Here is a 26,083-nt window from a genome sequence, read left to right as displayed (position 1 = left end):
GGAAGGCGGGGCCTTTTCATTGGCCCGGCGCCTTTGCCGGCGGCGACAGCAAGCCCTGCTTGCGCATCTCGTCGAGCAATTGCTTGGAGGCCGCCAGGCTGATGTGCTGGGTGTCGTTGTAGAGATAGGCGTCGCCCAGCTTGGAACGGCACATGCCGTCGCGGCAGAACAGCGGCTCCGGATCGAAGAAGGCCGCGCCGGGATGCCGGCGCTGCAGCTCGGCCACGGCGGCGTCGTAGTCCTTGCGGATGCTCTTGTGCTCGGCCTGGGTAAAGGCGCATTCGCGCGAGACGCCGTCCTCGAAACGGTTCACGCAAGCGTGCGGGTCCAGTTTCAGGTAAGGCACGTCGGCCATGAACACCACCCGCTTGCCGGCCTTGATGAAGCTGTCGATCAGCGCGCCGTAGCCGGACAGGAAGGCCTCGCGCGCGCTCAGCGTGCGGCCGCCGGCAGCGTATTCGGAGGGCCGCTCCAGGTTGTCGCGCGGGTAGGCGCCGCTGATGACCACGGTGTCGATCGAGGGCAGCTTGCCGGCCACCGCGATCGCCTCGTTGGCGATCGCCGTGCAATTGTTGGACCAGCGCAGCCGGTGCGTAGCCTCATACGGGAGGTTCGGATAAACGCGGCAGGCATGGCCGGCCACCATCATGGCCGGCATCTTGACCTGGCCGGCGAACACCGCCGAATGCAGCGCCATGACGTGGCTGTCGCCGACGAACAGCGTGCGCGGCGCCGAGGAGTTGGAGAGGCAGACCTCTTCGTCCACGCCTGGCATGCCGTTCAGTCGCGCGCAGCTGCCGTCCGAATTGCGCGAGCCTTCGAAGATGTCGTTCTCGGAAATGTAGTCGAGCTTCTTGTTGATGGCGCGCTGGCCGAAACCGTCGTTCAGGTAGATCGCCATGCCGCCCAGGCCGACAGCGACATTCACCGCCAGCAGCGCCAGCACCACGCGCAGGTTGCCGGAGCCGCGCAGCGGCCGCTCGATGAAGCGGAAGGTCAGCCACGACAGCAGCAGCGCCGCGCCTACCGCCGCCACGCGCCAGGACGACGGCGCGGTCTGGCCGGCGATGATGGCGGAGAAGGCCAGCAGCGGCCAGTGCCAGAGGTAGAGCGGATAGCTGATCAGGCCGATGCTCACCATCGGCTTGCTGGCCAGGACGGTGCGATTGAACCACGCCTGCGGCCCGGCCGACAGCAGCAGGAAGGCGCCGATCGCCGGCAGCAGCGCCCACCAGCCGGGGAAGGCGCGCGAACCGTCCATCAGGACGAAGCCCGCGCCCAGCAGCGCCACGCCCAACCAGGCCTGCAGGTTTTTGTGGCGGCCGTTGAGATCCTGGCGGTGCAGGTTGATGTAGCCCAGCGCGCCGCCCACCATCAGCTCCCAGAAGCGCGCCAGCGGCGAATAGAAAGCCGCGGTCTGGTCGTAGCCGATCAGGTAGATGTTGATTGCGAAGGACAGCGCCGCGATCACCGCCATGATGCGCAGGAAGCCCCAGCGGCGCTTCCACACGAAGGCCAGCAGCAGCGGCCAGAACAGGTAGAACTGCTCCTCGATGGCCAGGCTCCACAGGTGCAGCAGCGGCTTGGTCTCGGCCGAGTTGTCGAAGTAGCCGCTCTCGCGCCAGAACAGGATGTTGGAGATGAAGGTGGAGCCGCCGAACAGGTGCTTGCCCAACTGCTTGTATTCGTCGGCGAACAGCACTACCCAGCCGGCGGCCAGGCACAGCGTCATCACCGTCATCAGCGCGGGGAAGATGCGCTTGACCCGCCGCACGTAGAAATCCACGATGGAAAAACGGCCGTGCTCCAGGTTGTTGAAGATGATCAGCGAGATCAGGAAACCGGAGATGACGAAGAAGATGTCCACGCCGATGAAGCCGCCGGCGAACCACTCCGGGAAGGCATGGAAGATCACCACCGAGCCGACGGCGACGGCGCGCAGGCCGTCGATGTCGGGACGGTATTTGGGATGCAGCCCCGGATGCGGAGATTGGATCGCCGCCGGCGCGGCCTCTCCTGCCGCTTCCCCGGGGCGGCTCTTCAGGTTTGCCGGTTGGCCGGCATCGTTCTTATTGATCAATAGCACGTATGTGCCTCCAATCTTGCGTTGGAACAAACGGACTCAGCGGAATCAGCGGAATCGCGCGCGAACAGCGCGCAGCGGCGCGTCGATGAAGCGATCCACCAGCATGGCGAACAGCAGGGAAAACACCAGCGCCGCGGCGATGTTGAGCGCCGGGTTGGCGGACACCCAATCCACGTTGCTCAGCATGATTTCATGCGAGAGGTAGATCGAATACGAATAGATCCCCAGCCGCTGCACCCAGCGCAGGTTGAGCCAGCGGAACGGGAAACTGTCCGGACGGGTGACCGAATAGAAGAACAGCGGGATCAGCGCGATGCCCTGCACCGAATAGCGCAGCGTTTCGCGGAAGACCGCATCGCGCACCAGCAGCGACAGCAGCAGCAGCAAGACTCCGGCGCCGACGCCGGCCATGCGCAGGGCGGGCCGCTGCAGGGTGGCGCGCAGGCTCTCGGGCAGCTGCAGCGTGGCGAGGATGCAGCCGAACAGGATGGAATCGATGCGGGTGTCGGTAGCGTAATAAGTGCGCTCCATCGACACGCCCTCGCCCGCCACCAGGTAGTAGCGCCACGCCAGGAAGGCCAGGCACAGGCCGAACAGGTAGAGCGGGATGCGGCGATGATCGGCGCGGCGCATGAGCAGCATGAACAAGGCCGGGAAGACGAAATAGAAATGCTCCTCCACCGCCAGCGACCAGAACACGCCGGTGCCCTGCGGCACCGCGTTGCCGGCGTCGAAGAACAGCACGTAGTAGTTGGCGAAATAGAACAGCTGGGCGAAGAAGCCGCTCCAGGCGGCGTGCCCGGTGAACAGGCCGTAGTGCGTCAGCAGGTAGGTCACCGCCAGCACCAGCAGCAGCGGCGGCGTCAGGCGCAGCACGCGGCGCACGTAGAAATGGCGGATGTTGATGCCGCCGCTGGCCGTGAACTCGCGCACCAGCAGCGTGGTGATCAGGTAGCCGCTGAGGAAGAAGAAGATCGTCACGCCCAGTCCACCGGGAATGATCTTGCCCAGCCCGGCGTGGCTCAGGAACACGATGGCGATGGCCACGGCGCGCCAGCCGTCCAGCGAGGCGATCTCCTTGTGCTTGGTATGCACCAGGCTGTCCGCGGCCCGCTCGGGCGCCGGCACTGCCGCGCGGGATGCGGCTTCGCGCTCCTTGACGTGGGCCAGGCTCATTGCGCGCCCTCCGGCTGCGGCGCGTGCGCGCGCTGCGCCTGCGGCGCCGCATGCAGCGTGAACAGGCGTGCCAGCTTGGCGGCCTCGGTGCCGATCGAGTGGCGTTCCACCGCGCGCGCCTGCGCCGCCGCGCCCATGCGCTCCAGCTGCTCTGGCGAGGCGGCCAGGCATTCTTCCATCGACGCCGTCAGCCGCTCCAGGTCGCCGGCGGGGAACAGCCAACCGTTCTCGCCCTGCAGCACCAGTTCGGGAATGCCGGCCACATAGGTGGTCAGCACCGGTCGGCGCAAGGCCATGGCTTCCATGATCACCACCGGCAAGCCCTCGGCGAAACTGGGCAGCACCAGCGCGCGCGCGGCCAGCAGCTCATCGCGCACCTGCTTGCCGCTGATCCAGCCGGTGATGCGGATCCGATCCTGCAGGCCGTGGCGGCGGATGCGTTCCTCGATCTGCGCGCGCATCTCGCCGTCGCCGGCCAGCACCAGCTCGAAGGCGATGCCCTTGCGGTGCAACTGCGCCGCGGCCTCCACCAGCAGCAGCTGGCCCTTCTGCTCGCACAGGCGCCCCACGCACACCAGGCGCGGCGCGATCGAGGCCTGGGCCGGAGCGTCGGCGTAGAAGCCGCGATCCAGGCCGCAATGCACGATCTCGATCTTGCTCCAGGCGTCCTGTTCCACCCAGCGGTACAACTGGCTCTGGCAGAACGAGGTGATCGCCACGGTGAAGGCCGAGCGGCGGATCTTCTCGTCCAGGCCCAGCGCATGCGGCTTGTCGAACTCTTCCGGGCCGTGCACGGTGAAGCTGTAGGAGGGGCCGCCCAAGGCTTGCGCCAGCATCACGATCTCGGTCGAATTGGTGCCGAAGTGGGCGTGGATATGATGCGCGCCGAAGGCCGCAGTCCACTCCACCACCTGCGCCGCTTCGGCCAGGTAGACCAGGTGATACGGCAGCGGGCGCTCGCCGCGCGCGGCCATCCTGCAGGCCAGCGCCAGCGCCGCGAAGAACCGGCCGGGCCGCGCCAGCAGCTGGCGCGCCAGCGGCGCCAGCAGGCCGGCCATGCCGCGCCGCAGGACGTACTGCGTGCGTTCGCGGTCGGCGCGGTCGTCGTCATCGACGATCTCGGCGTCCCAGCCGCGCAGCGCGATGCGCTGGACGGCGAAGCCCTGCTCCTCCACGGCGGCGATCTCGCGCCGGATGAAGCTGTGGCTCACCTTGGGATACTGGTTGATGAAGTAGGCTATTTTTGTGGGCATGTCATCTCTTGTGGCAATGTTGGCCGGCCGGCGTTCGGACACGCCGGGCCGGGGCGATGCGGGGCGCGCCGCCGTCAGGCCCGGCGCAGCCCTTGCTGCACGCCGGCTGGGCGCGCGGCGCGAGGTTTCTTCACCTGTTCGCGCTGGAAGGCCTCGCTGTTGAAATAGACCGAACAACCCATGCCCAGCAGCAGCCAGAAGTACCAGTTGAACGCCAGGTAGGCCAGCAGGTTGTCGGAGGCCGAGACCACCAGGTATTCGATCAGGGTGCAGATCAGGATCACCGCGCCCAGGCGGTCCAGCGCATGCAGCTTGATGAGCATGCGCAGCACCTGGAAGAACACGGCGAGATAGGCGAGCGTGCCGATGATGCCGGTGTCGAAGAACCACTGCACGAACACGCTGTGCGCGCCCCACTTGGTGCTGCCGGCCAGCGGGAAGAACACCTGCGAGTAATACGGGAAGGACTCCACGCCGTAACCGGTCAGGTAGCGCGACACCGACATCCACTTCAAGCCCGACTCCCACAGGTAGACCCGCCAGGCGAAGGAATTGAGCTTGGCATAGGTCTGGACCGTATTGCCGGCGTCGAGTTGCATCACGCGCTCCTGCACGCTGGGCACCAGCAGCGCCAGCAACGGCAGCACCGCGAGATAGACCAGGTAGCGCCGCTCGAAGAGCAGGCCGTACACCGCGAACAGCAGGAAGCAGGCGATCCACGCGCTGCGCGTCTGCGTCAGCAGCAGCAGGCCGAACAGTCCCACCATGTAGCCCACCAGCGCGAAGCGCTTGAACTGGCCCAGCGCGAACGCCTTGTTCTTGACCATGTAGAGGCCCAGCGAAATGATCAGGGTCAGGTAGAAGGCGAAGATGTTGGGGTGGCCGAAGGTGCTTTGAAGCCGAAAGCCGGCCAGCCCGCCCCTGGCGTGCAAGGCTGTATTGACGATTGCGTACAGCGCGGGAATGACGGACGAGGCCACCATCAGGCGGATCATGGAACGGAAGTCTTCCGGCGAACGCACCACGTAGAAGGCGCAGATGAACACGGCGAAATAGGACGACAGCGACAGCACGATCTTGATCGCCGCGCCGCGGTCGGGCGAGATCACCACGCCGGCGCAGGCCACCGCCATCAGCACCAGCCACGGCACGATCACGCGGCGCGGCAGCAGCTTGGGCTTTTCCACCACGAACAGGAAGGCGATCAGGATGATCAGGGCGTTGATGGCGCCGCCCAGGCCGACGCCGCCGGTGCCGCCCACCCGGGTGGATTCCAGCACGATGTCGCCGGAGGCGCGGAAGAAGAAGATCATCAACAGCAGCAGGCGGCGATTGAAGATGAACAATCCGCCCAGGATGAACAGCGCCGGCACCGCGGCCAGCTTGGCGTAGCTGTCGCCCAGCAGGCCGGTGAACACCGGCAGCGCCATGCCGATCAGGATCGACACCAGCAGCGCGCCGGCCAGGATCATCAGCTGCGATGTTTCGAGGTAGGTTTTCTTCATGCTTTTATTCCTCTGCGTGCGGCCGCAAGTGCCGGCGCGACGGTCGCTGCGCGGCCATTGCCTGGCCACGTCCCGCTGCGCGCGGCGTGGATGAAAATTGAGCACGGTTCCGGCGGAACCGCGGCCGTTCGGATATCAGTTCATACGGGCGCCATCAGGCCCGGATGGCCGCCCTGCATCGCCGCCTCCAGGTCTTGCAGGAAGCGCTGCTGCAGCGCATAGGCGCCCGCCTGCTGCGCCGGCTCCTGCACCAGGCTCGATGCGCGCACCAGGATGCCGTCGGAAATGCGCCCCGCCATGCCCGCCGTGAAGATCTTCCAGCGCGCCGCCAGGCCGCCGTCGGGGAAGGCGTCGCCGATGCGCATCCAGTAGCTGACCGCTTCCAGGCGGTCGTTGTTGCGCGCCAGGAATCGCCGGCCGGTGATCTCGCGGCCCGTAACCGTGCGCATGGCCAGCGGCGCGCCGTCCACCATCACGAAGCCCTGGGCGACGTAGCACGCCTCCGGCGGATGGATCTTCACGTCCTGCATCTGTTCGTTGGCATAGGCCAGCGCCAGCATCACCTGCTCCCCGCGGCCGTTGACATAAGTGCGGCTGAGCACGTCGTCATAGGGCTGCTCGTAGCTGCGGTCGGTGCCGTCCTGCACATCGACGCTGACCTGCACATAGGGCGACGGCACTTCGCGCCATTGCCCGAATTGGCGCGGCACGAAAGCCTCGAACCGGGCGCTCTTGACCACCTGCGCCTCATGCGGCGCCAGCATGTGCGCCACCGCGACCGAGGCCGCCATGCCCAGCGCCAGCAGCAACGCCGATGGCAAGCCGATGGCGAACAAGGCGCCGCGCTCCTGGCGCGCCGGCTGGCGCACGCGCGGAACCGCCTCCGGTTCGGCCACGCCGCGCCAGCGGGCATGGCGCACGGCGACCACGCGCAGCACGCTGTCCATGCCGATGATCAGGGCCAGCGCCACCAGGAACAGCAACATCCCGGCGAAGCCGTGCAGGAAGCCCTGCCCCGCCGCATCGCCCAGGTAGTAGGTGATCAGCGCCAGCACCACCACGCGCACCGTGTTGGCGGTGAAGGAAATCGGCACGATCAGCAGCGCCAGCGCGGTATTGCGCAACAGCGACTGGTGCCGCACCAGGTTCATGTACAGCAGGCCCAGCGCCTCCAGCGTGAACAGCGAGTTCAGGCCGGCGCAGGCGTCCGCCACCAGCAGCTGGTACTGCCCCATGTAGAGGACCACGCCGCTGCGCGCGATCGGATAATCGAAGGCGCGCAACAGATGCTCGGAGGCATAGGACACGCCGATCTTCAGCGGCTGGGTCAGCAGGTCCACCACCGACGCCGGCAGCGGCACCATGAACAGCATGAAGAAGAACGCGAACCAGAGGCGGCGGCAGGTGCGCGCGCCGAAGAACATCAGCACCAGCCCGGCCAGGATGGGGATCAGCGAGCCGGCCTCCAGGAACAGCACCGTCTGCGAGCGTCCCAGGGTGAAGCACAGCAGGCCGAAGAGCAGCGACAGGCCGCCGGCCAGCGGCGCCGGGCGACGTTCGACCAGCCCTTCCTCGCGCAACTGGCGCACGCGCACATACAGGTAGCAACAGGCCACGGCCAGCACGATCGGGCCGTGCGCATTGCGGTCGGTGCCCCAGACGCCCTGGAACAGGTCGATGAAGCTGGGCACGTACATCGCCGCCAGGCCGGCCGCGATCACCAGCCACGGCGACAGGCCGAGTTTCTTGCCTTGCAGCGGATAGGTCTGTTCGATGGTCATCGTCGGCCCGGCCAGCGCCGCCGTCAGAACTCGTTGAGCACGCTGCCCACCACATGCACGTGGGCGTCGGCGAGGGTATCGGCCAGCGTGCGCACGCCGGCGATGTGGCTCACGTTCTTGCGCACCACCATCAGCGCGGCGCCGGTGCGCGCGGCCACCATCTGGGCATCGGCGCATTCGACGCCCGGCGGCGTGTCGATGATGATCGCGTCATAGCTGGGCGCCAGCTGCTGCAGCAGCTCGGCGAAGGGCGCGCGGCCAAGCAGCTCCTGCGGGTTGGGCGGCGTCGGACCCGAGGTCAGCACCGAGAGATCCACCAGCGCGGGCACGCGGTGGATCGACTCGGCGGCGCCGGCGCGGCCGGCGATCACGGCCGACAAGCCGTAACGGTTGTCCAGCCCGAACAGCTCATGCTGGCGCGGATTGCGCATGTCGCCGTCGATCAGCAGCGTGCGCTCGCCCAGCTGCGAAAACACCACCGCGAGATTGGCCGCCAGGAAGCTGCGCCCTTCCCCGCTACCGGCGCTGGTCACCGCCAGCGCCTTGTGGCCGTTGTCGGCGTCGAACCAGCGCAGCATCAGCTGGCTGCGCAGCGCGCGCAGGGTTTCCACCTGCGGGCTGAAGGGGTTGTAGGCGGCCACCACTTCCTCGCTGACGCGGCTCTCGCCTTTTTGCAGGTAGGGATAGTCGAACTGGGACGACAGCGCGTGATCGATGTCGTCCTGGCTCAGCAGGCCGAGCTGGATGGCGGCGTCGCCGAAGCGCATGCCGCGCTCGCGCTGCAGGCGCAGGATGCGCTCGGCCTTGTCCGGCGTGAGCTTGCCCATGTCGATCAGGATGGCGCCGATGGAGCGGCTCGGCAAGGCGTTGCTGGCCTTGTTGCTGATCAGGATTGCAGTGTCCATATGAATTCCGATTCGTTGTATGCGTTGACGATCGAGGAAACCTCGCCGCTGCGGCTCAGGCCGCCGGCAGCGACCGGATGTTGCGGGCCAGCGCCGGCCGGCGGTCGCGCCTGTTATGCAAGCTGGGGCGTGCGATGCTGCCCAACACCGGCAGGCCCAGGCCTTCGATCAGGTCGACCTCCGAGCGCACGCGGCGGTTGATCAGTTCCAGGCCCAGCGCGGCCATCACGCCCAGGATCAGGCCGACGAACATCGACAGCACCAGGTTGATGAAGATGCGCGGGCTGGCAGGGCCGGTCGGCGCCACGGCGCTGGCCAGCAGCGAGATGTCGGACTGGTTGGACTGGCCTTCCAGGTTGGTCTGCATGTAGCGCTGCGAGGTCAGCTCGTAGGCGCGCTGGGCGCTGTCGAGGTCGCGCTGCAATACCGAGAGCTCGTCGCGGCTGCGGTTCAGGTCCAGCACCTTCTTCTTCTGCGCATCGAACTCGCCGCGGATCTCGGCCTCGCGCTTTTGCAGGATGCTGGCGTTGGTGCCGACGCTGGCCGACGTGGAGGCGATCGCCGCGTTCAACTGGGCGCGCAGGCCATCCAGTTCGGCCTTGGCGTTCAGGTAGTCGGGATGGTTGGTGCCCAGGCGCTTGGCGGCCTGCGCGAAGCGCGCCTCGGAGGCGGCGACGTTGGCTTTCAGGTTCTGCACCAGCGGGTTGGCCAGCACGTCGGGCGAGTTGCCGGTGCCGGCCGCCTGGCGGCGCGACTGCGCTTCAGACAGGGCGCCCTGCGCCGCCACCAGTTGCGTGGAGAGGTCGTTGAGGCGATTGTTCTCGACGTCCATGCGGTTGTCGAGGTTGGTGATGCCGTTCTCCTGCTGGTACTTCGACAGGCGCCCCTGGGCCTTCTCGTAGTTGTCGCGCAGGATCTTGATCTGGTCGTTGAAGTAGGACGAGGCCTTGCGGGTCGGGTCCAGCTTGAGCTGCATGCTCACCTGCTGGTAGGCCTCGGCGAAGGCATTGGCCATGGTCGCCACGAACTGCGGATCGCGCCCCTTGTAGGTGATGTCGATCACGCTGCTGTCGCGCGAGGCCACCGCGTCCAGGTTGCGCAGCAGGATGTCGGCCAGCCAGTTGCGGATGTCGGTCGTGGTGCCGCTGTTGGCATAGCTTTCCTTGACCGAGGGTTCATTGGTCAGCTTGAGGTTGTCGATCACCGCCAGCGCCACGTTGCGGCTGTTGATGATGTCGACCTGGGTGGGCATGTAGCCCGGCAGCGCCTGGGCGGTCATCACCAGCCCAGTGACCGGGTCGTTGGCCTTGTAGTTGAGCACGACCGAGGAAGTCGCCTTGTAGGTCTTGGGCAGCAGCAGGCTGACCACCAGGGCCGCGACCACGGTGACGCCGAAGATCAGCATGATGATCTTCAGGTGCGCCCGCAGGATCAGCAAAAACTGGGATAGGTTCATTCTCGATACTCCTGGCAAACAGTCCGCACCGCGCGCGGACCGGGGTTGTTCGTTGGACTCGCCGCGCCGGTCAGAACCAGCTTTCCTTGACGTAGACGATGTCGTCGGCCTGCAGCAGGTCTTCCTTCTTGACGCTGATTTCCTGCAGCGCGCCGTCCGGTTCGCGACGCTTGACCTTGAGGCCGCGCTCGGTGCCGCGCGGGGTCAGGCCGCCGCCCACCGACAGCGCCTGCAGCACGGTGGTGCCGCGTTCCAGCTTGTACATGCCGGGCCGCTGCACCTCGCCATAGATGTAGAAGCGCAGCGAGCGTTCCACGTAGATCACGTCGTTGGCCGAGATCGTCGGCAGCTCGGTGGTGTCGCCGTTGTGGGTCACGGCGTAGATATCCACCGGGGTGCGGGTGATCTGGCCGTTGACGTTGCGCACGATGGTGATGACGTCGCCGCCGTCGGGATTGACGCCGCCGGCCAGCGCGATCGCATCGGCGATGTTGCGGCGGCCGTCCAGCGGATAGCGTCCCGGCTTGTAGACCTGGCCCAGCACCGACACCATCTGGCTCTGCGGCGTGGTGACCAGGATGTTCACCTGGGGATTGACCAGGTAGCCGCCCTTCTTGAGCAGGCCGGCGATCTTGGCCTCGGCCTGCGAGGTGGACAAGCCGCCCACCTGCACTTCGCCGATCAACGGATAGCTGATGGTTCCCGCCTCGCTGACGCGGGTCTCCAGGGTGAGATCCTGGCTGCCGTAGACGTTGACGCGGATGACGTCGCCAGGTCCCAGCGGAATGTTGTCGGCCACGGCGGAGGAGCCGAATCCGGCAATCATCAGGCCGGCGAGCAGGAACAAGATTTTTTTCATCATTTTTTTAACTCCGGATTGCGTCTGTAAATACGTCGGTTGGTCCACATTGCGGATTCGAAAGGGTGAAAGCGGCGCCCTCACTTGATGCCCGACAGGCCGCGCGACACCGCGTCGCCCTGGGCGGGAGCCGCCGGCTCGGCCGCCGCCTGCGCGGGCGCCTGGTCCTTGAGCGACTTGGCCTTGTCGAAGTAGTCGATCTTGGCTTCGGCCCTGAGCTGGTTGAGCGCCTGGTCGGTGATCTGGCCCTGCTTCTGCGCCATCAGGTAGCCTTCGATCTGAGGAGCGGCCGCGACTTGCGACAGCGGCGCGCTCCTGACGTCGGCCAGTGAAGCCAGGATCGCCGACTCACCTTCCCTGACGATGAAGAGATGGCCGCGCTCCATGGTCTTGAGCTCGTCGAGCATCGCGGGCGGCAAGTCCATCGAAGTCTTGGTCACCTGCAGCCGGGTGAACGGGATGCGCTTGGCGTTGAGCCAGGACGCGATCTCGTCCAGCGGCCGCGTACCCACCATGAGCGCGTTGAGCTCGTCGCTGAGATTGGCGGCGCCGATCACCAGCTCCGAAAATTCGAATTGCCTGCGCTGCGCAAACCACTGCGGATGCTTGGCGTAGAAATCGTCGATCTCCTGCGGCGTGGGCCGGGCCGGCTTGCCCAGCTTCATCTGCACATAGCTCTGGGCCAGCACCAGGTCCTTGGCGCGCTCCATGTTGGCCAGCACGGCCGGATTGGCATCCAGCTTTTCCTTCCTGGCGGCGTTGATCAGCAGTTGCCGCGCCACCAGCCCGTCCAGCACCTGCTTGCTGGCTTCGCGCGCGCCGCCCCGGCCCAGCTCCGCATTGAGCTGGTGCACCGTGATTTCCTTGCCGTCGACGCTGGCCAGCGCCTGCCCGGAGGAGGCTTCGTTCTTGCTGCCGCAGGCGGCCAGCAGTCCCAGCAACACGACGCCGGCTGCGATCCTCAGTGCGCCCGTGGCGGCGAACTGTCCTTGATGTGTTCTTGTTGTCATCCTCTGAACCTTCTATTCGATACCTCGTTGAGCGACCAGGCGGCCACCACCCCGCATTGCGGCCGCAAAGCGCCGCAATACTTGTCATCGTTGCAGGAGCCGCCCTTTCTATTTGTTGCTAGTAGGCGTTTTCCCGCTTGAGCACCAGATGCACGGTTTGGACGATGATCCACAGGTCGAAGGTGAGCGACCAGCGGCGCAGGTACTCCAGGTCGAATTCGATCCGGGCCTTCATCTTGTCCAGCGTTTCGGTTTCGCCGCGCAGGCCGTTGACCTGGGCCCAGCCGGTGATGCCCGGCTTGACCTTGTGGCGCAGCATGTAACCCTTGATCTGCTTGCGGTAGAGCTCGTTGTGGGCGACCGCATGCGGGCGCGGCCCGACGATGCTCATGCGCCCCTGCAGCACATTGACGAACTGCGGCAATTCATCCAGCGAGCTCTTGCGCAGGAAGCCGCCGATCTTGGTCAGGCGCATGTCGCCCTTCTGGGCCTGCTGCACGGCAGCCCCGTCTTCCATGACGGTCATGGAGCGGAACTTATAGACCACGATCTCTTCGCCGTCCAGGCCGTAGCGTCGCTGCTTGAAGATGACCGGCCCCGGCGAGGTCGCCTTGACGCAGATGGCGATGACCATCAGCACCGGCAGCAGCATGAGCAGGATGATCGAGGCCAGCACCACGTCGCTGACGCGCTTGACGAAATTGTTCATGCCGGTGAACGGCGTCTCGCAGATGGCCATCACCGCCATGCCGCCGACATAGTCGAAGCGGGCCTGGATCAGGTTGAAGATGTAGATGTCGGGCACGAAGTAGATCGAGGCGGTGGTGTCCTGCAGCTCGTCGATCATCTGCAGCACGCGCGGCTGCGCCGAGATCGGCATGCTGATGTAGACCATGTTGATGTTGTGCTTGCGCACGTAGGCGGCCACGTCCGACATCTTGCCCATCAGCGGCGTGAAGGTGCCTTGCGGCTGGCGGTTGATCTCGCGATCGTCGAAGAAGCCCATCAGCTTGATCATCAGCGCCGGATAATTTTCCATGCGCTCGGCCATCTTCAGGGCGGCGGGATTGACGCCGATGATGATCGCCTTGCTGACCTCGCCCTTGGTTTGCAGGTCGCGCATCACGCGCGATTGCGCATACTGCGAGATCATCAGGCCGAATGGCGTGCCGATCGCCCAGGCGCTGATCACCTGCGACGAGAACTGCTGGTAGAACTCGCAGAAGTAGCCGATCAGGCCCAGCACCGCCACCACGGCCAGCCAGTCGACGAAGATCGGCGTCACCGAGTGCACGCCCTTGGGATTGCGGCGCAGGCGGCGCTCGTGGAATTCCGAGAAGAAATAGGAGCTGATGAAGAAGGCCATGATGGCCAGCACCCAGTAGTCGCCGGTGAACGACAGTCCGTTCAGGCGCACCAGCACCCACAGGTAGGTCACGATCAGGGCCGGCTCAAGCAAGCGCTTGAAGACCATGACGATCACGTTGGGCTTGACGTTGACCAAGGGCAAAGTGTCGTGGATTTCATTATTCATTTTGGGGGCCTCAGAACTCATAGCGCGTGGTCAATGCCATTCCGTTGGAGACATAGCCGAAGCTGTCGATGTTCGACTGCACATCTTCCCGATAGACCCCAAACATCAGCGACAGCGATCTGGTCGGGTAGTAGGTAACGCTCAAACTGGCCTTCTGGTACTTGTCCTTCCGGTTGGAAGGCGTCACGCCCGTAATCACTGCCGCGCCGTTGTAGTTGCGCCGCTGGTAGTCGAACGAGCCGTCGAACCTCAGCTTCTCGGACGACTTGAGCGTCGCCGCCAGGCTGATGCCGTTGGTCAGCGCATAGTTGGCGTCCACGTCGCTCAGACCGCCGATCTCGCGCCAAAGATTCAACTTGAACGCGGTCTTCGCAGTTGCCTGCCAATCCGCAATGAGCCGCGCGTTGAAGCCGCTGTAATCCGCTGAGCCGCCGTTCACGCGCTCGCGGGTGACATAGCCGCCCAGGAACTGCAGCTTGGTCTTGGCGCTGTAGAGCCACATCACGCGCGCCTTGAGCTCGTCCTGGGTGAACGAATTGTTGATGGCCGCGCCGCCGAGAATGGTCGATTCCGGGTAGTTGGCCTTCGTATGCCTCACGACCACGCCGGCGATGCTGCCGCTGCGCGCCGTGTAATCCAGGCCCAGGTCGGCAATGTCCTGGGTGAAGTTGTTGGCCTGCTGCGAAGCAAGGTCATAGTCCAGCCCGAAACGCGAGTACTGTGCACGCACCGTCCAGTCCGGGTGCAGCTGCCAGGCGACGGTCGCGTACTTGGTCTGCATCGTGCGGATGTTCTTCTCCAGCACGCGCAGGTTCTGGAACGGCGTCAGGGCCTGTGAATACACATACCCGATGTCGCCCGTCAGGCGCTCGCCGAGAGCCCAGCCCCAATAGGCGTTGAGATCGCGGCCGTTGTTATCGAACTGCTTGAAGTAATCGAAACTGTTCTTGTTGACGCTTGCATCCAGCTTGATGTGCTGGCGGCTGAACATCCTGTCGAAGCGGATCCCGGCCAGCGTGGAGTGGACGTAATCCGACATCTGGGTCGTGCCTACGGCAGCTTGCGCGGCGGCGGGATCTCGCAGCCGCAGCAAATTGTCGTCATAGAGAATCGAGTACTGCGCATAGGGCGTAACGACCTGGTCCGGATCTGCGGCGCGCGCCTGATTCATGGTCGCAAAGGCAATCAAAGCAAGGACTTGCGTGCGCTTTCGACGGGTACTCCAAGGGTTAACCTGCCATGCCATATTTCCCAATGTCCTTTCTTTTTTTAATTCGTCTTTTAAAACAATGGCAACTTCCGGCGCCAGCATTGCTGCGTCGCAACAGGAAAAATCAGATTTCATCATGCATCATTTTCGCCAATTAATCAAAAAAAATTGGAGAAAATTGTTGCGAAGTGTAAAAATATGTGTTAATGCAAAAACACGGATGGTTCGTCAATCGGAGAACCTCGATAGCGCTTGTAGGAAGGCAGGAAGTTTCACCTTCGCGCATCGCCGACAAATGCACATCGACGCCATGCTTTGCAAATTGGGCCGAACTTGCGGCGCGATCCGCACTCAACATCATCTTCAGCCGTTGAGCTTGATCCGGCGCACAGCCGGTGCTCGTAATTAATCGACGAGCGGCTCGAACAAAACATAAGATCGTTTCAAATCGGAGAAGGTTCTTTCGAATGTCGGATTTGCGTACATGAGCTGGTGGCATGCCATCACCTTTCTAGGCGACAGCGCCTTCACCGTTCCCGGCGCCTGCGTGGTCGCGCTGTGGCTGGGCATGAATGGCTGGTGGCGGCAGATGCTGCGCTGGCTATTCGCCTTCGGCGCCGCGATGATGGTGGTGGTGTTGAGCAAGCTGCTCTACATGGGCTGGAACATCGCGCCGCCGCTGCTCTACAACTTCACCGGGGTGAGCGGGCACACGGCCTCGGCGAGCGCGCTTTACCTGAGCACTGCAGCGCTGCTCACGCAAGGAAGGCCGCCGCAGGCGCGCGCCATCGCAGTAGCGGGCATCGGCGCGCTGGTGCTGGCAGTCGCCCTGTCGCGCCTGATGATCAAGGTGCATTCCACCTCGGAAGTGGTAACCGGCCTGTTGCTGGGCGGGTGTGCGGCATGGTGGTTCTGCCGCGGACTGTCGCAGGTCGGTCCGCGCCTGCGCGGTGGGCTGGCGCTGGCCGCCGCCGCATGCTTCATGCTGATGGGAACATCGGGACAGCCGGCCCCGACGCATGCGCTGCTGCAGCAGATCGCGATGGCGCTGTCGGGACACGCCCAGGTCTACACGCGCACCATTCCCCTCTGACAGACAAAAAAAATGCCGGACGCAAGTCCGGCATGATCATCGATGCAAGGCTGCGCGTCAGTCTTGCTGCGGCTTGACCATGTAGATGGCTTGCGCGTCGTAGCTGGCCAGCTTTTCACGCAGAGCGGCCGAAGCGCCGGCGAAGGCATCGAATCCGCACGCGCGCCAGTAAGGCGCGGAACCATGCACCGCCACCAACGCAGCATACGCCCGGCGCTCGCCGCGCATCAGCCCGGACAGCAGCTGCATCAAGGCGCGCCCCAACCCGGCGCCGCGCGCCTGCGGCAGCAAGGCGACATCGTGCAGATAAAGGCAGTCGGCGGCCGGATCGATCTGCAGCAACAGGCTGTCGAGCGCGGGCGGAAGGCCCAGACGCGCCGGATGCATCACGGCATAGCCGCCGACCGCGCCGCCCTCCTCCTGCGCCATCCAGCATCCCTGCGGATACAGCGCCAGCCGCTCGGCGAACACCTCGCGCCGCTCGAAGAAGCCGGCGTGCACCACCGCCCCGACCGCCATGACCGCATCGAGGTCGGACGGCGCCATCGGCCTCCATATCTGTTTCATCCATCCTCCCTGGTTGACGCCGACATAAAAAAACCGCTGCGCGAGGCAGCGGTTTCATCGACATGTCATCGACGATGCGGCGTTGATCCGATCAGGCCTGCGCGTTGGGACGCAGGATCTGCAGCACGCCCAGCAGCTCCGCGCGCACCCGCTCGATGCCCTCTTCGTCCAGGCTGACGGCAGGAGGCTGGACGATCTCCGGCTGCTCCGGCTCATTGCTGCCATCGAGCTTGTTGCGCGCGCCGCTGATGGTGAAGCCTTGCTCATAGAGCAGCTCGCGGATACGGCGGATCAGCAGTACTTCGTGGTGCTGGTAATAACGGCGATTGCCGCGCCGCTTCACGGGCTTCAACTGGGTAAATTCCTGCTCCCAGTAGCGCAGCACGTGCGGCTTTACGCCGCACAGCTCGCTGACCTCGCCGATCGTGAAGTAACGCTTGGCGGGAATCGGCGGCAAGACGATTGCCGCTGGTTTGTTGACGCGATCGTTCATAGATTAGACGGGCAGTTCAACGGGATTGCCGCTGGAGAGCTCCACCATTTCCTTCAGTTTCTGGCTGGCGTGGAACGTGACCACGCGTCGCGCCGTGATGGGAATTTCTTCACCGGTCTTGGGGTTGCGGCCAGGCCGTTGCGGCTTGTCGCGCAGCTGGAAGTTGCCGAAGCCCGACAGCTTGACGGCCTCGCCGCGCTCCAGCGCGTTGCGAATCTCGCCGAAGAAGGTTTCCACCATGTCCTTGGCTTCGCGCTTGTTCAGACCGACCTGTTCAAACAAAAGTTCGGCCAGCTCGGCCTTGGTCAGCGTGGGCAGGCTCTTGTCGGCCTGCGAGCGCGCCTGCGATTCGAGCACGGCGCGATGCAGATCGGCGTCCAGCACGGATTGAAATTCGTTCGAATTCACGTTGTTCATGGCGATGGATGACTAAGCCTGTAGTACCGATTCCGGTCTGTTTTATTTTTACTCGCGGGGATCACATCAGGCACGCAATCTGGCGCCAAGCTTTGCGGTTGCAGCGGCCACCAATGCACTTATCGCAAGGTCGACTTTATCATCCTGAAGGGTGTTTTGAGTATCTTGCAAGGTGATCCGGAACGCAAGACTTTTTTCGTCATTTTCCAGGCCACGGCCTTGATATTCGTCAAATAAAACAATGGCTTGGACGATTCCGCATGCTGCGTTGGCCTGCTTCTCGGCAGCCATCGCATCCAGCAATTGCTGGGCCGCTACCGGCTGCTTGACGACCAGCGCGAGATCGCGGCTGACCGCCGGGAACTTGGAGATCTCGGCATAGGAAGGCAGGTCGCGCTGCTGCAGCGCGCCAGCCTCCACCTCGAACACCACGGGCGCCAGCGGCAGGTCGTATTTCTGCTGCCATTTCGGATGCAGCTCGCCGATCACGCCGATGACCTTGTCGCCCAGCAGGACCTGCGCCGAACGCCCCGGATGCAGGGCCGGATGATCGGCCTTGGCGAAGCGCAGCGCGCGCGGCGCGAACAATGCCTCCAGATCGGCCTTGACGTCGAAGAAGTCGACGTTGCGGCTGGCCTGGCCCCACTGCTCTTCGGCCGCCGCACCATACGCCAGGGCGGCGACGCGCTTGGGCTGGTCGAAACCGGCCACCGACAGCGGTCCATCGACGACCGCGGCATTCTTGCTGAACACGGCGCCGACTTCGAACACGCGGATACGCGAGGCCTTGCGGTTGATGTTGTAGCGGGCGTTGGCGACCAGGCCGGCGACCAGCTGCGAACGCATCACGCTCATCTGGCTGGCGATGGGATTCAACAGCTTGATCGGATCGGCATTGCCGGCGAAATCCGCTTCCCAGGCCGTCTCGACGAAGCTGAAGTTGACCACTTCCTGGTAGTCCTGGTCGGCCAGCAGGCGGCGGATGGCGAACAACGAACGCGTGTCTTCCGGCGCGATGCGCATGGCGTTGGCGGCCACCGGCGGCAGCGTCGGGATGTTCTCGAAACCGTAGACGCGCGCGACTTCCTCGATCAGGTCTTCCTCGATCTCGATATCGAAGCGGTAGGACGGCGGCGTCACCGAGAACAGGCCGGGCTCCTGGTCGAACGACAGGCCGAGGCGCTTGAAGATGTCGGACACCATGTCGTCGGTGATCTCGACGCCGATGACCTTGGCCGCGCGCGCGGTGCGCAGCTTGACCGGCTCGCGCTTGGGCAGGTTGACGACCTGGTCGTCGACCGGGCCGATCCTGGTCGACGGCGTGCCGCAGATCTCGATCAGCAGCGCGGTGATGCGCTCGATGTGATCGACCACGGTGGCGAAGTCCACGCCGCGCTCGAAGCGGTGCGCGGCGTCGGTGGAGAAATTGTAGCGGCGCGCGCGCCCCTGGATCGCCTGCGGGAACCAGAATGCGGCTTCCAGATAAATGTTGGCGGTGTCGAGCGAGACGGCGGTGGCGTCGCCGCCCATGATGCCGGCCAGCGATTCGATCTCCTTCTCATCGGAGATCACGCCCACCCACTCATCGACTTCCACGGTGTTGCCGTTGAGGAGCTTGAGCGACTCGCCCTTCTTGCCCCAGCGCACGTCGAGGCCGCCATGGATCTTGTCGAGGTCGAACACGTGCGAAGGACGGCCCAGCTCCAGCATCACATAGTTGGAGATGTCCACCAGCGCCGAGATCGGGCGCTGGCCGCTGCGCTCCAGGCGCTGCTTCATCCATTGAGGGGTGGCGGCGCGGGCGTTCAGGCCGCGGATCACGCGGCCGGCGAAACGGCCGCACAGGTCGGGCGCGGAAATGCGCACCGGCAGCTTCTCGTCCAGGTTGGCGGCGGCCGGCTGAAACGCCGGCGCCTTCAGCGGCGCGCCGGTCAGCGCCGACACTTCGCGCGCCACGCCCAGCACCGAGAGGCAGTCCGCCTTGTTGGGGGTCAGCTTGATGGTGAACTTGAGGTCGTTCAACTGCAGGTAGTCACGGAAATTCTGGCCTACCGGCGCATCGTCGGGCAGCTCCAGCAGGCCGCCATGGTCTTCCGAGAGCTTCAGCTCGCGCGCGGAGCACAGCATCCCCTGCGACTCGACGCCGCGCAGCTTGCCGACCTTGATCTCGAAGGGCTTGCCATCCGCGCCCGGCGGCAGCACCGCGCCGACCATGGCGCATGGCACCTTGAGGCCGGCGCGCACATTGGGGGCGCCGCAGACGATGTTGAGGATGGTGCCGGTGTGCACGTTGACGCGGCACACGTTGAGGCGGTCGGCGTCGGGGTGCTTGCTCACTTCCAGCACCTCGCCCACCACCACGTTGGTGAAGGGAGGCGCGACCGGCTCGACCTCTTCCACTTCCAGGCCGGACATCGTCAGCAAATGCGAGAGCTCATCCGACGTCATGTTCGGATTGACCATCGTGCGCAACCAGTTTTCAGAGAATTGCATGATTCAGACTTTCAGCTATCAGCCGGACGCGCGGCGGCCGAGCGCGGCGCCCTTCTTTATCGGTTTTAATTGAATTGCTTCAGGAAGCGCAGGTCGCCTTCGTAGAACAGGCGCAGGTCGTTAATCCCATAGCGCAGCATGGTCAGGCGCTCCAGGCCGGAGCCGAACGCGAAGCCGATGTACTGCTCTGGATCCAGGCCCATGTTGCGCACCACGGTCGGGTGCACCTGGCCGGCGCCGGAGACTTCCAGCCAGCGGCCCTTGAGCGGACCGCTGCCGAAGGCGATGTCGATCTCGGCCGAAGGTTCGGTGAACGGGAAATAGGAGGGACGGAAGCGCACCTGCAGGTCGTCGGTCTCGAAGAAGGCCTTGACGAAATTGAGGTAGACGCCCTTCAGGTCGGCGAAGCTGATGTCCTCGGCGATCCACAGGCCTTCGACCTGGTGGAACATCGGCGAGTGGGTGGCGTCGCTGTCGACGCGGTAGGTGCGACCGGGCGCGATCACCTTGATCGGCGGCTTGTTCATGCGGGCATAGCGCACCTGCATCGGGCTGGTGTGCGTACGCAGCAGCAGCGGCTTGCCCTGAGTGTCGTTGCCTTCGATGTAGAAAGTATCCTGCATGGAACGCGCGGGATGGTTTTCCGGGCTGTTCAATGCGGTGAAGTTGGTCCAGTCGGTTTCGATTTCGGGGCCGTCGGCCACGTCGAAGCCGATCGAACGGAAGATTTCCTCGACGCGTTGCCACGAGCGCATCACCGGATGGATGCCACCCACGCCGCGGCCGCGGCCGGGCAGCGTGACGTCGATGGCTTCGGCGTTCAGGCGCGCCTGCATCTGGGCGTTGGCCAATTCGTCGCGACGCGCGGTCAGCGCGTTTTCGATCCGTTCCTTGGCGACATTGATGATCGCCCCTTGAGCCTTGCGTTCCTCGGGAGCCAGCTTGCCCAGTCCCTTCATTTGCTCGGTGATCTGGCCGGTCTTGCCGAGGTACTTGGCCTTGGCGTTCTCCAGTGCGGCGGCGTCAATCGCGGCGGCGAAATCGCCCTGTGCCTGCGTAACGAGTTGACCCAGAAGTTGGTCTAGGGGATTCATGCGGTAAGTCTCGCTCCAATCGAAAATCCGACGACGAAGTCGAAAAAAGAAGATCCACGAAGGCGGGATCGGAAAATCGGCAGATCAAAAACATACGGGGCATCGGTATTACACCTTTGCCCCGCAGGATTGCAGCGCCGGCTGCTGTACTCGATGTAGAAGCGGCCGGCAACCGCATCAACACGCTGACGATTTAGGCGGCAGCGATGTTGGCCTTCACCTGGTTGACGATGGCGGCGAATGCAGCCTTGTCGGTGACAGCCATGTCGGCCAGAACCTTGCGGTCCAGTTCGATCGCAGCCTTCTTCAGGCCGTTCATGAACACGCTGTAGGTCACGCCGTGCGAACGCGCTGCGGCGTTGATACGGGCGATCCACAGTGCACGGAACACGCGCTTCTTGTTACGACGGTCACGGTACGCGTATTGGCCAGCGCGCATGACTGCTTGCTTGGCGATACGGTAGACGTTTTTGCGGCGACCGCGGTAACCCTTGGCGAGGGCGAGGACTTTCTTGTGACGGGCACGCGCTGTTACCCCACGTTTGACTCTAGGCATATTAGCTCCTTAAATGAGTGTGAGGTTAAGCGAACGGCAGCATCGCGCGAACGGAATTCAGGTTCGTCTCATGGACGCCCTCGGTACCGCGCAATTGACGCTTGTTCTTGGTGGTCTTCTTGGTCAGGATGTGACGCTTGAAGGCTTGACCGCGCTTGACGGTACCGCCCGGGCGGACGCGAAAACGCTTCTTCGCGCTGCTCTTCGATTTCATCTTAGGCATAGCAACTCTGTCCTTCCGGACAGCTCCATTTTTTGATGATTGCAGGTGGCAGCAATGCTCGCTGCTCTTTGATGCCTGCTCTCACTTATTTGACGGCGCGGGTATTTCACCCCCGCCGCTTTTGCCGTGCACGTTTGACTGCGCCCGGCAAATCCTTTGTCGGCCCTTCCCTGCTGCGCCGCTTTCACGGCGCGGACAACACCTGGGGATGTCGTCCGGATACGGCTAACTGCTTACTTCTTTTTCTTCGGCGCCAGGACCATGATCATCTGGCGACCTTCCATCTTGGGAAACTGCTCGACCTGGCCATACGGCTCCAGATCCGCTTTCAGACGCTCCAACACGCGCATGCCGATTTCCTGGTGGGCCATCTCGCGACCGCGGAAACGCAGCGTGATCTTGGTCTTGTCACCATCTTCCAGGAACTTGGTCAGGTTGCGCAGCTTGATGTTGTAATCGCCATCATCGGTGCCGGGACGGAATTTGACTTCCTTGACCTGGATGACCTTCTGCTTGAGCTTGGCTTCGTGAGCTTTCTTCTGCTCTTGATACTTGAACTTGCCATAGTCCATCAAGCGGCAAACCGGAGGCTGGGCGGTCGGTGCGATCTCGACCAGATCCACTTCCGCTTCTTCCGAAAGGCGTAAGGCCTCTGCCAAACTAACGATGCCCAGAGGCTCGTTATTGACACCCGATAAGCGCACTTCCGGCGCAGTGATCTCGCGATTCAGGCGATGCGACGACTTGTCAGTAGCTATTGCAGTTTCCTTTTCAAATCCAATAAATTAAGCCGTGCGTTTGCGCTGGGAGGGAAGCCTTCGGCTTCCCTGTATCAGGCTTTGGTGTCGACCTCATTCTTGAGGCGTTCCACCAAGGTGTCGATGGACATGACGCCCAGATCGACATTGCCCCGCGCACGCACGGCCACTGTGTTGGCATCCCGTTCTTTGTCGCCGACAACCAGGATATAGGGCGGCTTCTGAATAGAATGCTGCCGTATTTTATAGGTAATCTTCTCGTTGCGCAAATCGGTCTCGACCCTAAACCCTTGTTTTTTCAGCGTTTGTGCAACGCTCTTCACATAGTCGGCTTGCGCGTCGGAAATATTGAGGACAACAACTTGCACCGGAGCAAGCCACAGCGGCATGGCGCCCGCGTGGTTTTCGATCAGGATCGCAATGAAGCGCTCGAGCGAACCGACGATCGCACGGTGCAGCATGACCGGCACCTTGCGGCCGTTGTCTTCGGTGACATATTCGGCGCCCAGGCGCGCCGGCATCGAGAAGTCGACCTGCATGGTGCCGCACTGCCAGGAACGGCCGATCGAGTCCTTCAGGTGGTATTCGATCTTCGGGCCGTAGAAAGCGCCCTCGCCCGGCAACTCTTCCCACTCGGAACCGGAAGCGCGGATGGCTTCGCGCAGCGCGTTCTCGGCCTTGTCCCAGACCTCTTCCGCGCCGATGCGCTTTTCCGGGCGCAGGGCCAGTTTCACTGCGACATCCTTGAAGCCGAAGCAGTCATATACTTCGCGCACCACCTTGTTGAAGGCGGCGACTTCCTCCTGCACCTGGTCTTCGGTACAGAAAATGTGGCCGTCGTCCTGGGTGAAGCCGCGCACGCGCATCATGCCGTGCAGCGCGCCGGAAGGCTCGTTGCGGTGGCATTGGCCAAATTCGCCGTAGCGCAGCGGCAGGTCGCGGTAGCTGTGCAGTCCGGAATTGAAGATCTGGATGTGGCCCGGGCAGTTCATCGGCTTGAGCGCGTAGGCGCGGTTTTCCGATTCGGTGGTGAACATGTTGTCGCGGTAGTTATCCCAGTGACCGGTCTTCTCCCACAACGAGCGATCCAGGATCTGCGGCGCCTTCACCTCCTGGTAGCCGCTGTCCTGGTAGACGCGGCGCATGTACTGCTCGACCTGTTGCCAGATCGACCAGCCCTTGGGATGCCAGAAGATCAGGCCCGGCGCCTCGTCCTGGAAGTGGAACAGGTCCAGCGCGCGACCCAGCTTGCGGTGATCGCGCTTCTCAGCCTCTTCCAGCATGTGCAGGTAGGCCTCCTGGTCTTCCTTCTTGGCCCAGGCGGTGCCGTACACGCGCTGCAGCATCTCGTTGCTGGAGTCGCCGCGCCAGTAGGCGCCGGCCAGCTTCATCAGCTTGAACACCTTGAGCTTGCCGGTGGACGGCACGTGCGGTCCGCGGCACAGGTCGGTGAACTTGCCCTCGGTGTACAGCGAAACGTCTTCATTTTGCGGAATGGACGCGATGATCTCGGCCTTGTAGGCCTCGCCGATGGACTTGAAGTAAGTCACGGCTTCGTCGCGCGGCAGGACCTTGCGGGTCACCGGTTCATCCTTCTTGGCCAGCTCTGCCATCTTCTTTTCGATCGCCTCCAGGTCCTCGGGAGTGAAGGGACGCTTGTACGAGAAGTCGTAGTAGAAGCCGTTGTCGATCACCGGGCCGATGGTGACCTGCGCATCGGGGAACAGCTCCTTGACGGCATAGGCCAGCAAGTGGGCGGTCGAGTGGCGAATCACTTCCAGGCCGTCGGCATCCTTGTCGGTGACGATGGCCAGCTCCGAATCCTTGTCGATCAGGAACGAGGTGTCGACCAGCTTGCCGTCAACGCGGCCGGCCAGCGCGGCCTTGGCCAGGCCGGCGCCGATGTTGGCGGCGACCTGCGCCACCGTGACCGGACCATCGAACTGGCGTTGCGAACCATCGGGAAGACGAACTGAAACCATTTTGCACTCCATGTCGGCAGCGTCGCTGCCTTGCCTGTTTTGGGTAGTTGATGTCAAAGATGACGGACGAAAAAAAACGCGGGCCAGCCGCGCTTTTTCATGAGACGAAAAAGAACCCGACTAGCGTCGCTCGAATACCTCGGTGGTAGTTCGCGGTGTCATAACCGGTTTGCCTTTCTCGCTCTTACAGAATGAATGGGTGGATGCAGAAACCATCGCGTTCGCCGCGCGCATCGCAGGCGCATCGAAAAGGAGGCGCCACGTCGGCGAAGCTTGGATTATAGCAAATTAATTTCGCGCCCCGGCAAGTTCGCCGCCCTTCCCGGAAACAACATCGATTCGCAAACGCACGCGTTATCGATAGTCACGCTCGATCAAAAACTCACACAACAATCACCGTCAACAATGTCATGCGGCCAAGCATTCAAAAATCTTCATCATTAACGAATGCAAATGAGCTTTTTTAACGCAACGGAGTCATAAAAAGAAACCCCGTCCCATGCTAGGATTCAGGCTGCCCCACGGAGAACAGCATCATGCCAGACGAACACAATTGCATCGAACATCAAACGGTCATCAACGATGTCGAATACACATTGCAGAGTCGCACGGTAGAGCTGGACAACGGCGAGCGCCACCAGGAATACCGAGTGCTGCTGAACGGCGCCGAGATCAAGTCCTGGACCCGCGGCGACATCCTCCCCTACTTCAATCTCAAGCAGCGCTGATGCGGAGACATCGTCTCGCCTGACATCATCGGGCACGAAAAAAAAACGGCATCCATCTGGATGCCGTTTTTCTTTGCCGCGACTCCCGCAGCGCAGTCAAACGCCGCAGGAAGAATCCGCGCTCATGCCTTGTCGAGATTGGCGCGACGCGCCAGGATCTTCTCGATCTTTTCCTTCAGCGTGGCCGCGTTGAACGGCTTGACAATATAGCCGTCGGCGCCGGACTGCGCAGCCTCGACGATGTTCTCCTTCTTCGCCTCGGCGGTAATCATCAGCACCGGCAAGTGCGCCAGCGAAGGCGTCGCGCGGATCTTCTTGAGCAGCGCGAGGCCGTCCATCACCGGCATGTTCCAGTCGGTCAGCACGAAGGTAACGGGCATGGCGCCCGCCTCCAGTATCTTCAGGGCCGAAGAACCATCATCCGCCTCAACGATCTTGGTGTACTCGAGCTCCTTCAGCAGCCCACTGACAATGCGCCGCATCGTCGAGAAATCATCGACCACGAGAAAATACTGATCATCTGCCGCCATAGCTAAATCGAACGTCCGTAAGAAGGTACTGGGTTGGATAGGGAAATCTAGAAAAAATTCTGATGCAAGTTTAAAGCATTTTTGGAAAGTTGCCGCAATACACTAGACTTTCACACGAGAGAATTAGCGTGCGACTTGATTGCCAGCAGGCGCGGCGACAATTAATTTCATGTCACAAGCGCCCAACTCCCGCTCCACGGGACTTCGCGAGAAAAGACAGGCGACCGACAGACGACACGCTGACCGGGAAAGCGCAATTGGAATCGGGAAACGCGAGGAAGAAAAACCGGAGGCGGAAAACAAAAATGGAAGCCGCGAATGCGCTTCCATTTCAGTTTGACTTCGCTATCCAACCCCACTGCATCAACAGAAGA

General features: G+C 63.2%; 23 protein-coding genes. 2 read left to right on the top strand and 21 right to left on the bottom strand.

Annotated features, from left to right (window positions below):
* Positions 1 to 16: 16 nt before the first annotated feature.
* The 11 genes from Herbaro_RS09080 to epsL all read right to left on the bottom strand — a co-directional run bounded on the left by Herbaro_RS09080 (position 17) and on the right by epsL (position 14,913).
* Positions 17 to 2,086, bottom strand: coding sequence for an acyltransferase family protein (locus Herbaro_RS09080; RefSeq protein ID WP_275013489.1), 2,070 nt, complete (start codon positions 2,084 to 2,086; stop codon positions 17 to 19).
* A gap of 45 nt (positions 2,087 to 2,131) precedes the next feature.
* A complete protein-coding gene (locus tag Herbaro_RS09075) occupies positions 2,132 to 3,262 on the bottom strand; it encodes an acyltransferase family protein (protein WP_275013488.1) in 1,131 nt (376 codons plus the stop codon).
* The gene (locus Herbaro_RS09070; protein WP_275013487.1) at positions 3,259 to 4,515 is read right to left on the bottom strand and encodes a glycosyltransferase family 4 protein; all 1,257 of its coding nucleotides are present in this window, start codon (positions 4,513 to 4,515) and stop codon (positions 3,259 to 3,261) included. Before Herbaro_RS09070 ends, Herbaro_RS09075 begins: the two co-directional genes overlap by 4 nt.
* Before the next feature lie 74 nt (positions 4,516 to 4,589).
* The gene (locus tag Herbaro_RS09065) at positions 4,590 to 6,020 is read right to left on the bottom strand and encodes an O-antigen ligase family protein (RefSeq protein ID WP_275013486.1); all 1,431 of its coding nucleotides are present in this window, start codon (positions 6,018 to 6,020) and stop codon (positions 4,590 to 4,592) included.
* A 140-nt stretch (positions 6,021 to 6,160) separates the two neighbouring features.
* Entirely contained in the window at positions 6,161 to 7,801 is a 1,641-nt protein-coding gene (gene xrtB / locus Herbaro_RS09060) for an exosortase B (RefSeq protein ID WP_275013485.1), read from the bottom strand.
* A gap of 23 nt (positions 7,802 to 7,824) precedes the next feature.
* A complete protein-coding gene (gene epsG / locus Herbaro_RS09055; protein ID WP_275013484.1) occupies positions 7,825 to 8,706 on the bottom strand; it encodes a chain length determinant protein tyrosine kinase EpsG in 882 nt (293 codons plus the stop codon).
* 55 nt (positions 8,707 to 8,761) lie between these two features.
* On the bottom strand, positions 8,762 to 10,162 hold the full coding sequence (gene epsF / locus Herbaro_RS09050) for a chain length determinant protein EpsF (RefSeq protein ID WP_275013483.1): 1,401 nt from the start codon (positions 10,160 to 10,162) through the stop codon (positions 8,762 to 8,764).
* Between the two features lie 70 nt (positions 10,163 to 10,232).
* Positions 10,233 to 11,021, bottom strand: a complete 789-nt coding sequence (gene epsE, locus Herbaro_RS09045; protein WP_275013994.1) for a polysaccharide export protein EpsE — start codon at positions 11,019 to 11,021, stop codon at positions 10,233 to 10,235.
* Positions 11,022 to 11,101: 80 nt separating this feature from the next.
* Positions 11,102 to 12,031, bottom strand: coding sequence for an EpsD family peptidyl-prolyl cis-trans isomerase (locus Herbaro_RS09040; RefSeq protein ID WP_275013482.1), 930 nt, complete (start codon positions 12,029 to 12,031; stop codon positions 11,102 to 11,104).
* A gap of 118 nt (positions 12,032 to 12,149) precedes the next feature.
* Positions 12,150 to 13,565: an undecaprenyl-phosphate glucose phosphotransferase gene (locus tag Herbaro_RS09035; protein ID WP_275013481.1), complete on the bottom strand. Its 1,416-nt coding sequence runs from the start codon at positions 13,563 to 13,565 to the stop codon at positions 12,150 to 12,152.
* A gap of 10 nt (positions 13,566 to 13,575) precedes the next feature.
* Positions 13,576 to 14,913 (bottom strand): XrtB/PEP-CTERM-associated polysaccharide biosynthesis outer membrane protein EpsL, encoded by a 1,338-nt coding sequence (gene epsL / locus Herbaro_RS09030; RefSeq protein WP_275013480.1) that lies wholly within the window; start codon positions 14,911 to 14,913, stop codon positions 13,576 to 13,578.
* 346 nt (positions 14,914 to 15,259) lie between these two features.
* On the opposite strand from epsL, the gene Herbaro_RS09025 reads away from it, so the two are divergent.
* Positions 15,260 to 15,868, top strand: coding sequence for a phosphatase PAP2 family protein (locus Herbaro_RS09025; protein WP_275013479.1), 609 nt, complete (start codon positions 15,260 to 15,262; stop codon positions 15,866 to 15,868).
* Between the two features lie 57 nt (positions 15,869 to 15,925).
* On the opposite strand, the gene Herbaro_RS09020 is transcribed toward Herbaro_RS09025, so the two are convergent.
* The 9 genes from Herbaro_RS09020 to thrS form a co-directional block, all read right to left on the bottom strand.
* Positions 15,926 to 16,414, bottom strand: coding sequence for a GNAT family N-acetyltransferase (locus Herbaro_RS09020; protein ID WP_275013478.1), 489 nt, complete (start codon positions 16,412 to 16,414; stop codon positions 15,926 to 15,928).
* A gap of 112 nt (positions 16,415 to 16,526) precedes the next feature.
* The gene (locus tag Herbaro_RS09015) at positions 16,527 to 16,928 is read right to left on the bottom strand and encodes a MerR family transcriptional regulator (protein ID WP_275013477.1); all 402 of its coding nucleotides are present in this window, start codon (positions 16,926 to 16,928) and stop codon (positions 16,527 to 16,529) included.
* A gap of 3 nt (positions 16,929 to 16,931) precedes the next feature.
* Positions 16,932 to 17,345, bottom strand: coding sequence for an integration host factor subunit alpha (locus Herbaro_RS09010; RefSeq protein ID WP_275013476.1), 414 nt, complete (start codon positions 17,343 to 17,345; stop codon positions 16,932 to 16,934).
* Between the two features lie 66 nt (positions 17,346 to 17,411).
* Entirely contained in the window at positions 17,412 to 19,838 is a 2,427-nt protein-coding gene (pheT, locus tag Herbaro_RS09005) for a phenylalanine--tRNA ligase subunit beta (RefSeq protein ID WP_275013475.1), read from the bottom strand.
* A gap of 65 nt (positions 19,839 to 19,903) precedes the next feature.
* Positions 19,904 to 20,932 (bottom strand): phenylalanine--tRNA ligase subunit alpha, encoded by a 1,029-nt coding sequence (gene pheS / locus Herbaro_RS09000; protein ID WP_275013474.1) that lies wholly within the window; start codon positions 20,930 to 20,932, stop codon positions 19,904 to 19,906.
* A 193-nt stretch (positions 20,933 to 21,125) separates the two neighbouring features.
* Entirely contained in the window at positions 21,126 to 21,488 is a 363-nt protein-coding gene (gene rplT, locus Herbaro_RS08995; protein WP_006712690.1) for a 50S ribosomal protein L20, read from the bottom strand.
* A gap of 25 nt (positions 21,489 to 21,513) precedes the next feature.
* Entirely contained in the window at positions 21,514 to 21,711 is a 198-nt protein-coding gene (gene rpmI / locus Herbaro_RS08990; RefSeq protein ID WP_006712688.1) for a 50S ribosomal protein L35, read from the bottom strand.
* A 233-nt stretch (positions 21,712 to 21,944) separates the two neighbouring features.
* The gene (gene infC, locus Herbaro_RS08985) at positions 21,945 to 22,469 is read right to left on the bottom strand and encodes a translation initiation factor IF-3 (protein ID WP_446719333.1); all 525 of its coding nucleotides are present in this window, start codon (positions 22,467 to 22,469) and stop codon (positions 21,945 to 21,947) included.
* Between the two features lie 74 nt (positions 22,470 to 22,543).
* Positions 22,544 to 24,451, bottom strand: coding sequence for a threonine--tRNA ligase (gene thrS / locus Herbaro_RS08980; RefSeq protein ID WP_275013473.1), 1,908 nt, complete (start codon positions 24,449 to 24,451; stop codon positions 22,544 to 22,546).
* 536 nt (positions 24,452 to 24,987) lie between these two features.
* Here thrS and Herbaro_RS08975 point away from each other — a divergent pair.
* Entirely contained in the window at positions 24,988 to 25,179 is a 192-nt protein-coding gene (locus Herbaro_RS08975) for a hypothetical protein (protein ID WP_275013472.1), read from the top strand.
* 122 nt (positions 25,180 to 25,301) lie between these two features.
* Here Herbaro_RS08975 and Herbaro_RS08970 read toward each other — a convergent pair whose 3' ends face one another.
* On the bottom strand, positions 25,302 to 25,709 hold the full coding sequence (locus tag Herbaro_RS08970; RefSeq protein WP_275013471.1) for a response regulator: 408 nt from the start codon (positions 25,707 to 25,709) through the stop codon (positions 25,302 to 25,304).
* Positions 25,710 to 26,083: the final 374 nt, after the last annotated feature.

Origin of the sequence: Herbaspirillum sp. WKF16 (assembly GCF_028993615.1) — a bacterium.
Classification (GTDB): Bacteria; Pseudomonadota; Gammaproteobacteria; order Burkholderiales; family Burkholderiaceae_D; genus Herbaspirillum.
This window is presented reverse-complemented; position numbering and strand designations above follow the sequence as displayed.

Coding starts and splice junctions, on each gene's coding strand:
- Herbaro_RS08975 (WP_275013472.1), top strand. CDS start 24,988: ATGCCAGACGAACACAATTGCATCGAACATCAAACGGTCATCAACGAT.
- epsG (WP_275013484.1), bottom strand. CDS start 8,706: ATGGACACTGCAATCCTGATCAGCAACAAGGCCAGCAACGCCTTGCCG.
- thrS (WP_275013473.1), bottom strand. CDS start 24,451: ATGGTTTCAGTTCGTCTTCCCGATGGTTCGCAACGCCAGTTCGATGGT.
- Herbaro_RS09010 (WP_275013476.1), bottom strand. CDS start 17,345: ATGAACAACGTGAATTCGAACGAATTTCAATCCGTGCTGGACGCCGAT.
- epsE (WP_275013994.1), bottom strand. CDS start 11,021: ATGAAAAAAATCTTGTTCCTGCTCGCCGGCCTGATGATTGCCGGATTC.
- Herbaro_RS09075 (WP_275013488.1), bottom strand. CDS start 3,262: ATGAGCCTGGCCCACGTCAAGGAGCGCGAAGCCGCATCCCGCGCGGCA.
- rplT (WP_006712690.1), bottom strand. CDS start 21,488: ATGCCTAGAGTCAAACGTGGGGTAACAGCGCGTGCCCGTCACAAGAAA.
- epsF (WP_275013483.1), bottom strand. CDS start 10,162: ATGAACCTATCCCAGTTTTTGCTGATCCTGCGGGCGCACCTGAAGATC.
- pheT (WP_275013475.1), bottom strand. CDS start 19,838: ATGCAATTCTCTGAAAACTGGTTGCGCACGATGGTCAATCCGAACATG.
- Herbaro_RS09015 (WP_275013477.1), bottom strand. CDS start 16,928: ATGAACGATCGCGTCAACAAACCAGCGGCAATCGTCTTGCCGCCGATT.
- Herbaro_RS09065 (WP_275013486.1), bottom strand. CDS start 6,020: ATGAAGAAAACCTACCTCGAAACATCGCAGCTGATGATCCTGGCCGGC.
- Herbaro_RS08970 (WP_275013471.1), bottom strand. CDS start 25,709: ATGGCGGCAGATGATCAGTATTTTCTCGTGGTCGATGATTTCTCGACG.
- Herbaro_RS09035 (WP_275013481.1), bottom strand. CDS start 13,565: ATGAATAATGAAATCCACGACACTTTGCCCTTGGTCAACGTCAAGCCC.
- xrtB (WP_275013485.1), bottom strand. CDS start 7,801: ATGACCATCGAACAGACCTATCCGCTGCAAGGCAAGAAACTCGGCCTG.
- Herbaro_RS09040 (WP_275013482.1), bottom strand. CDS start 12,031: ATGACAACAAGAACACATCAAGGACAGTTCGCCGCCACGGGCGCACTG.
- Herbaro_RS09070 (WP_275013487.1), bottom strand. CDS start 4,515: ATGCCCACAAAAATAGCCTACTTCATCAACCAGTATCCCAAGGTGAGC.
- pheS (WP_275013474.1), bottom strand. CDS start 20,932: ATGAATCCCCTAGACCAACTTCTGGGTCAACTCGTTACGCAGGCACAG.
- Herbaro_RS09025 (WP_275013479.1), top strand. CDS start 15,260: ATGAGCTGGTGGCATGCCATCACCTTTCTAGGCGACAGCGCCTTCACC.
- rpmI (WP_006712688.1), bottom strand. CDS start 21,711: ATGCCTAAGATGAAATCGAAGAGCAGCGCGAAGAAGCGTTTTCGCGTC.
- Herbaro_RS09020 (WP_275013478.1), bottom strand. CDS start 16,414: ATGGCGCCGTCCGACCTCGATGCGGTCATGGCGGTCGGGGCGGTGGTG.
- epsL (WP_275013480.1), bottom strand. CDS start 14,913: ATGATGAAATCTGATTTTTCCTGTTGCGACGCAGCAATGCTGGCGCCG.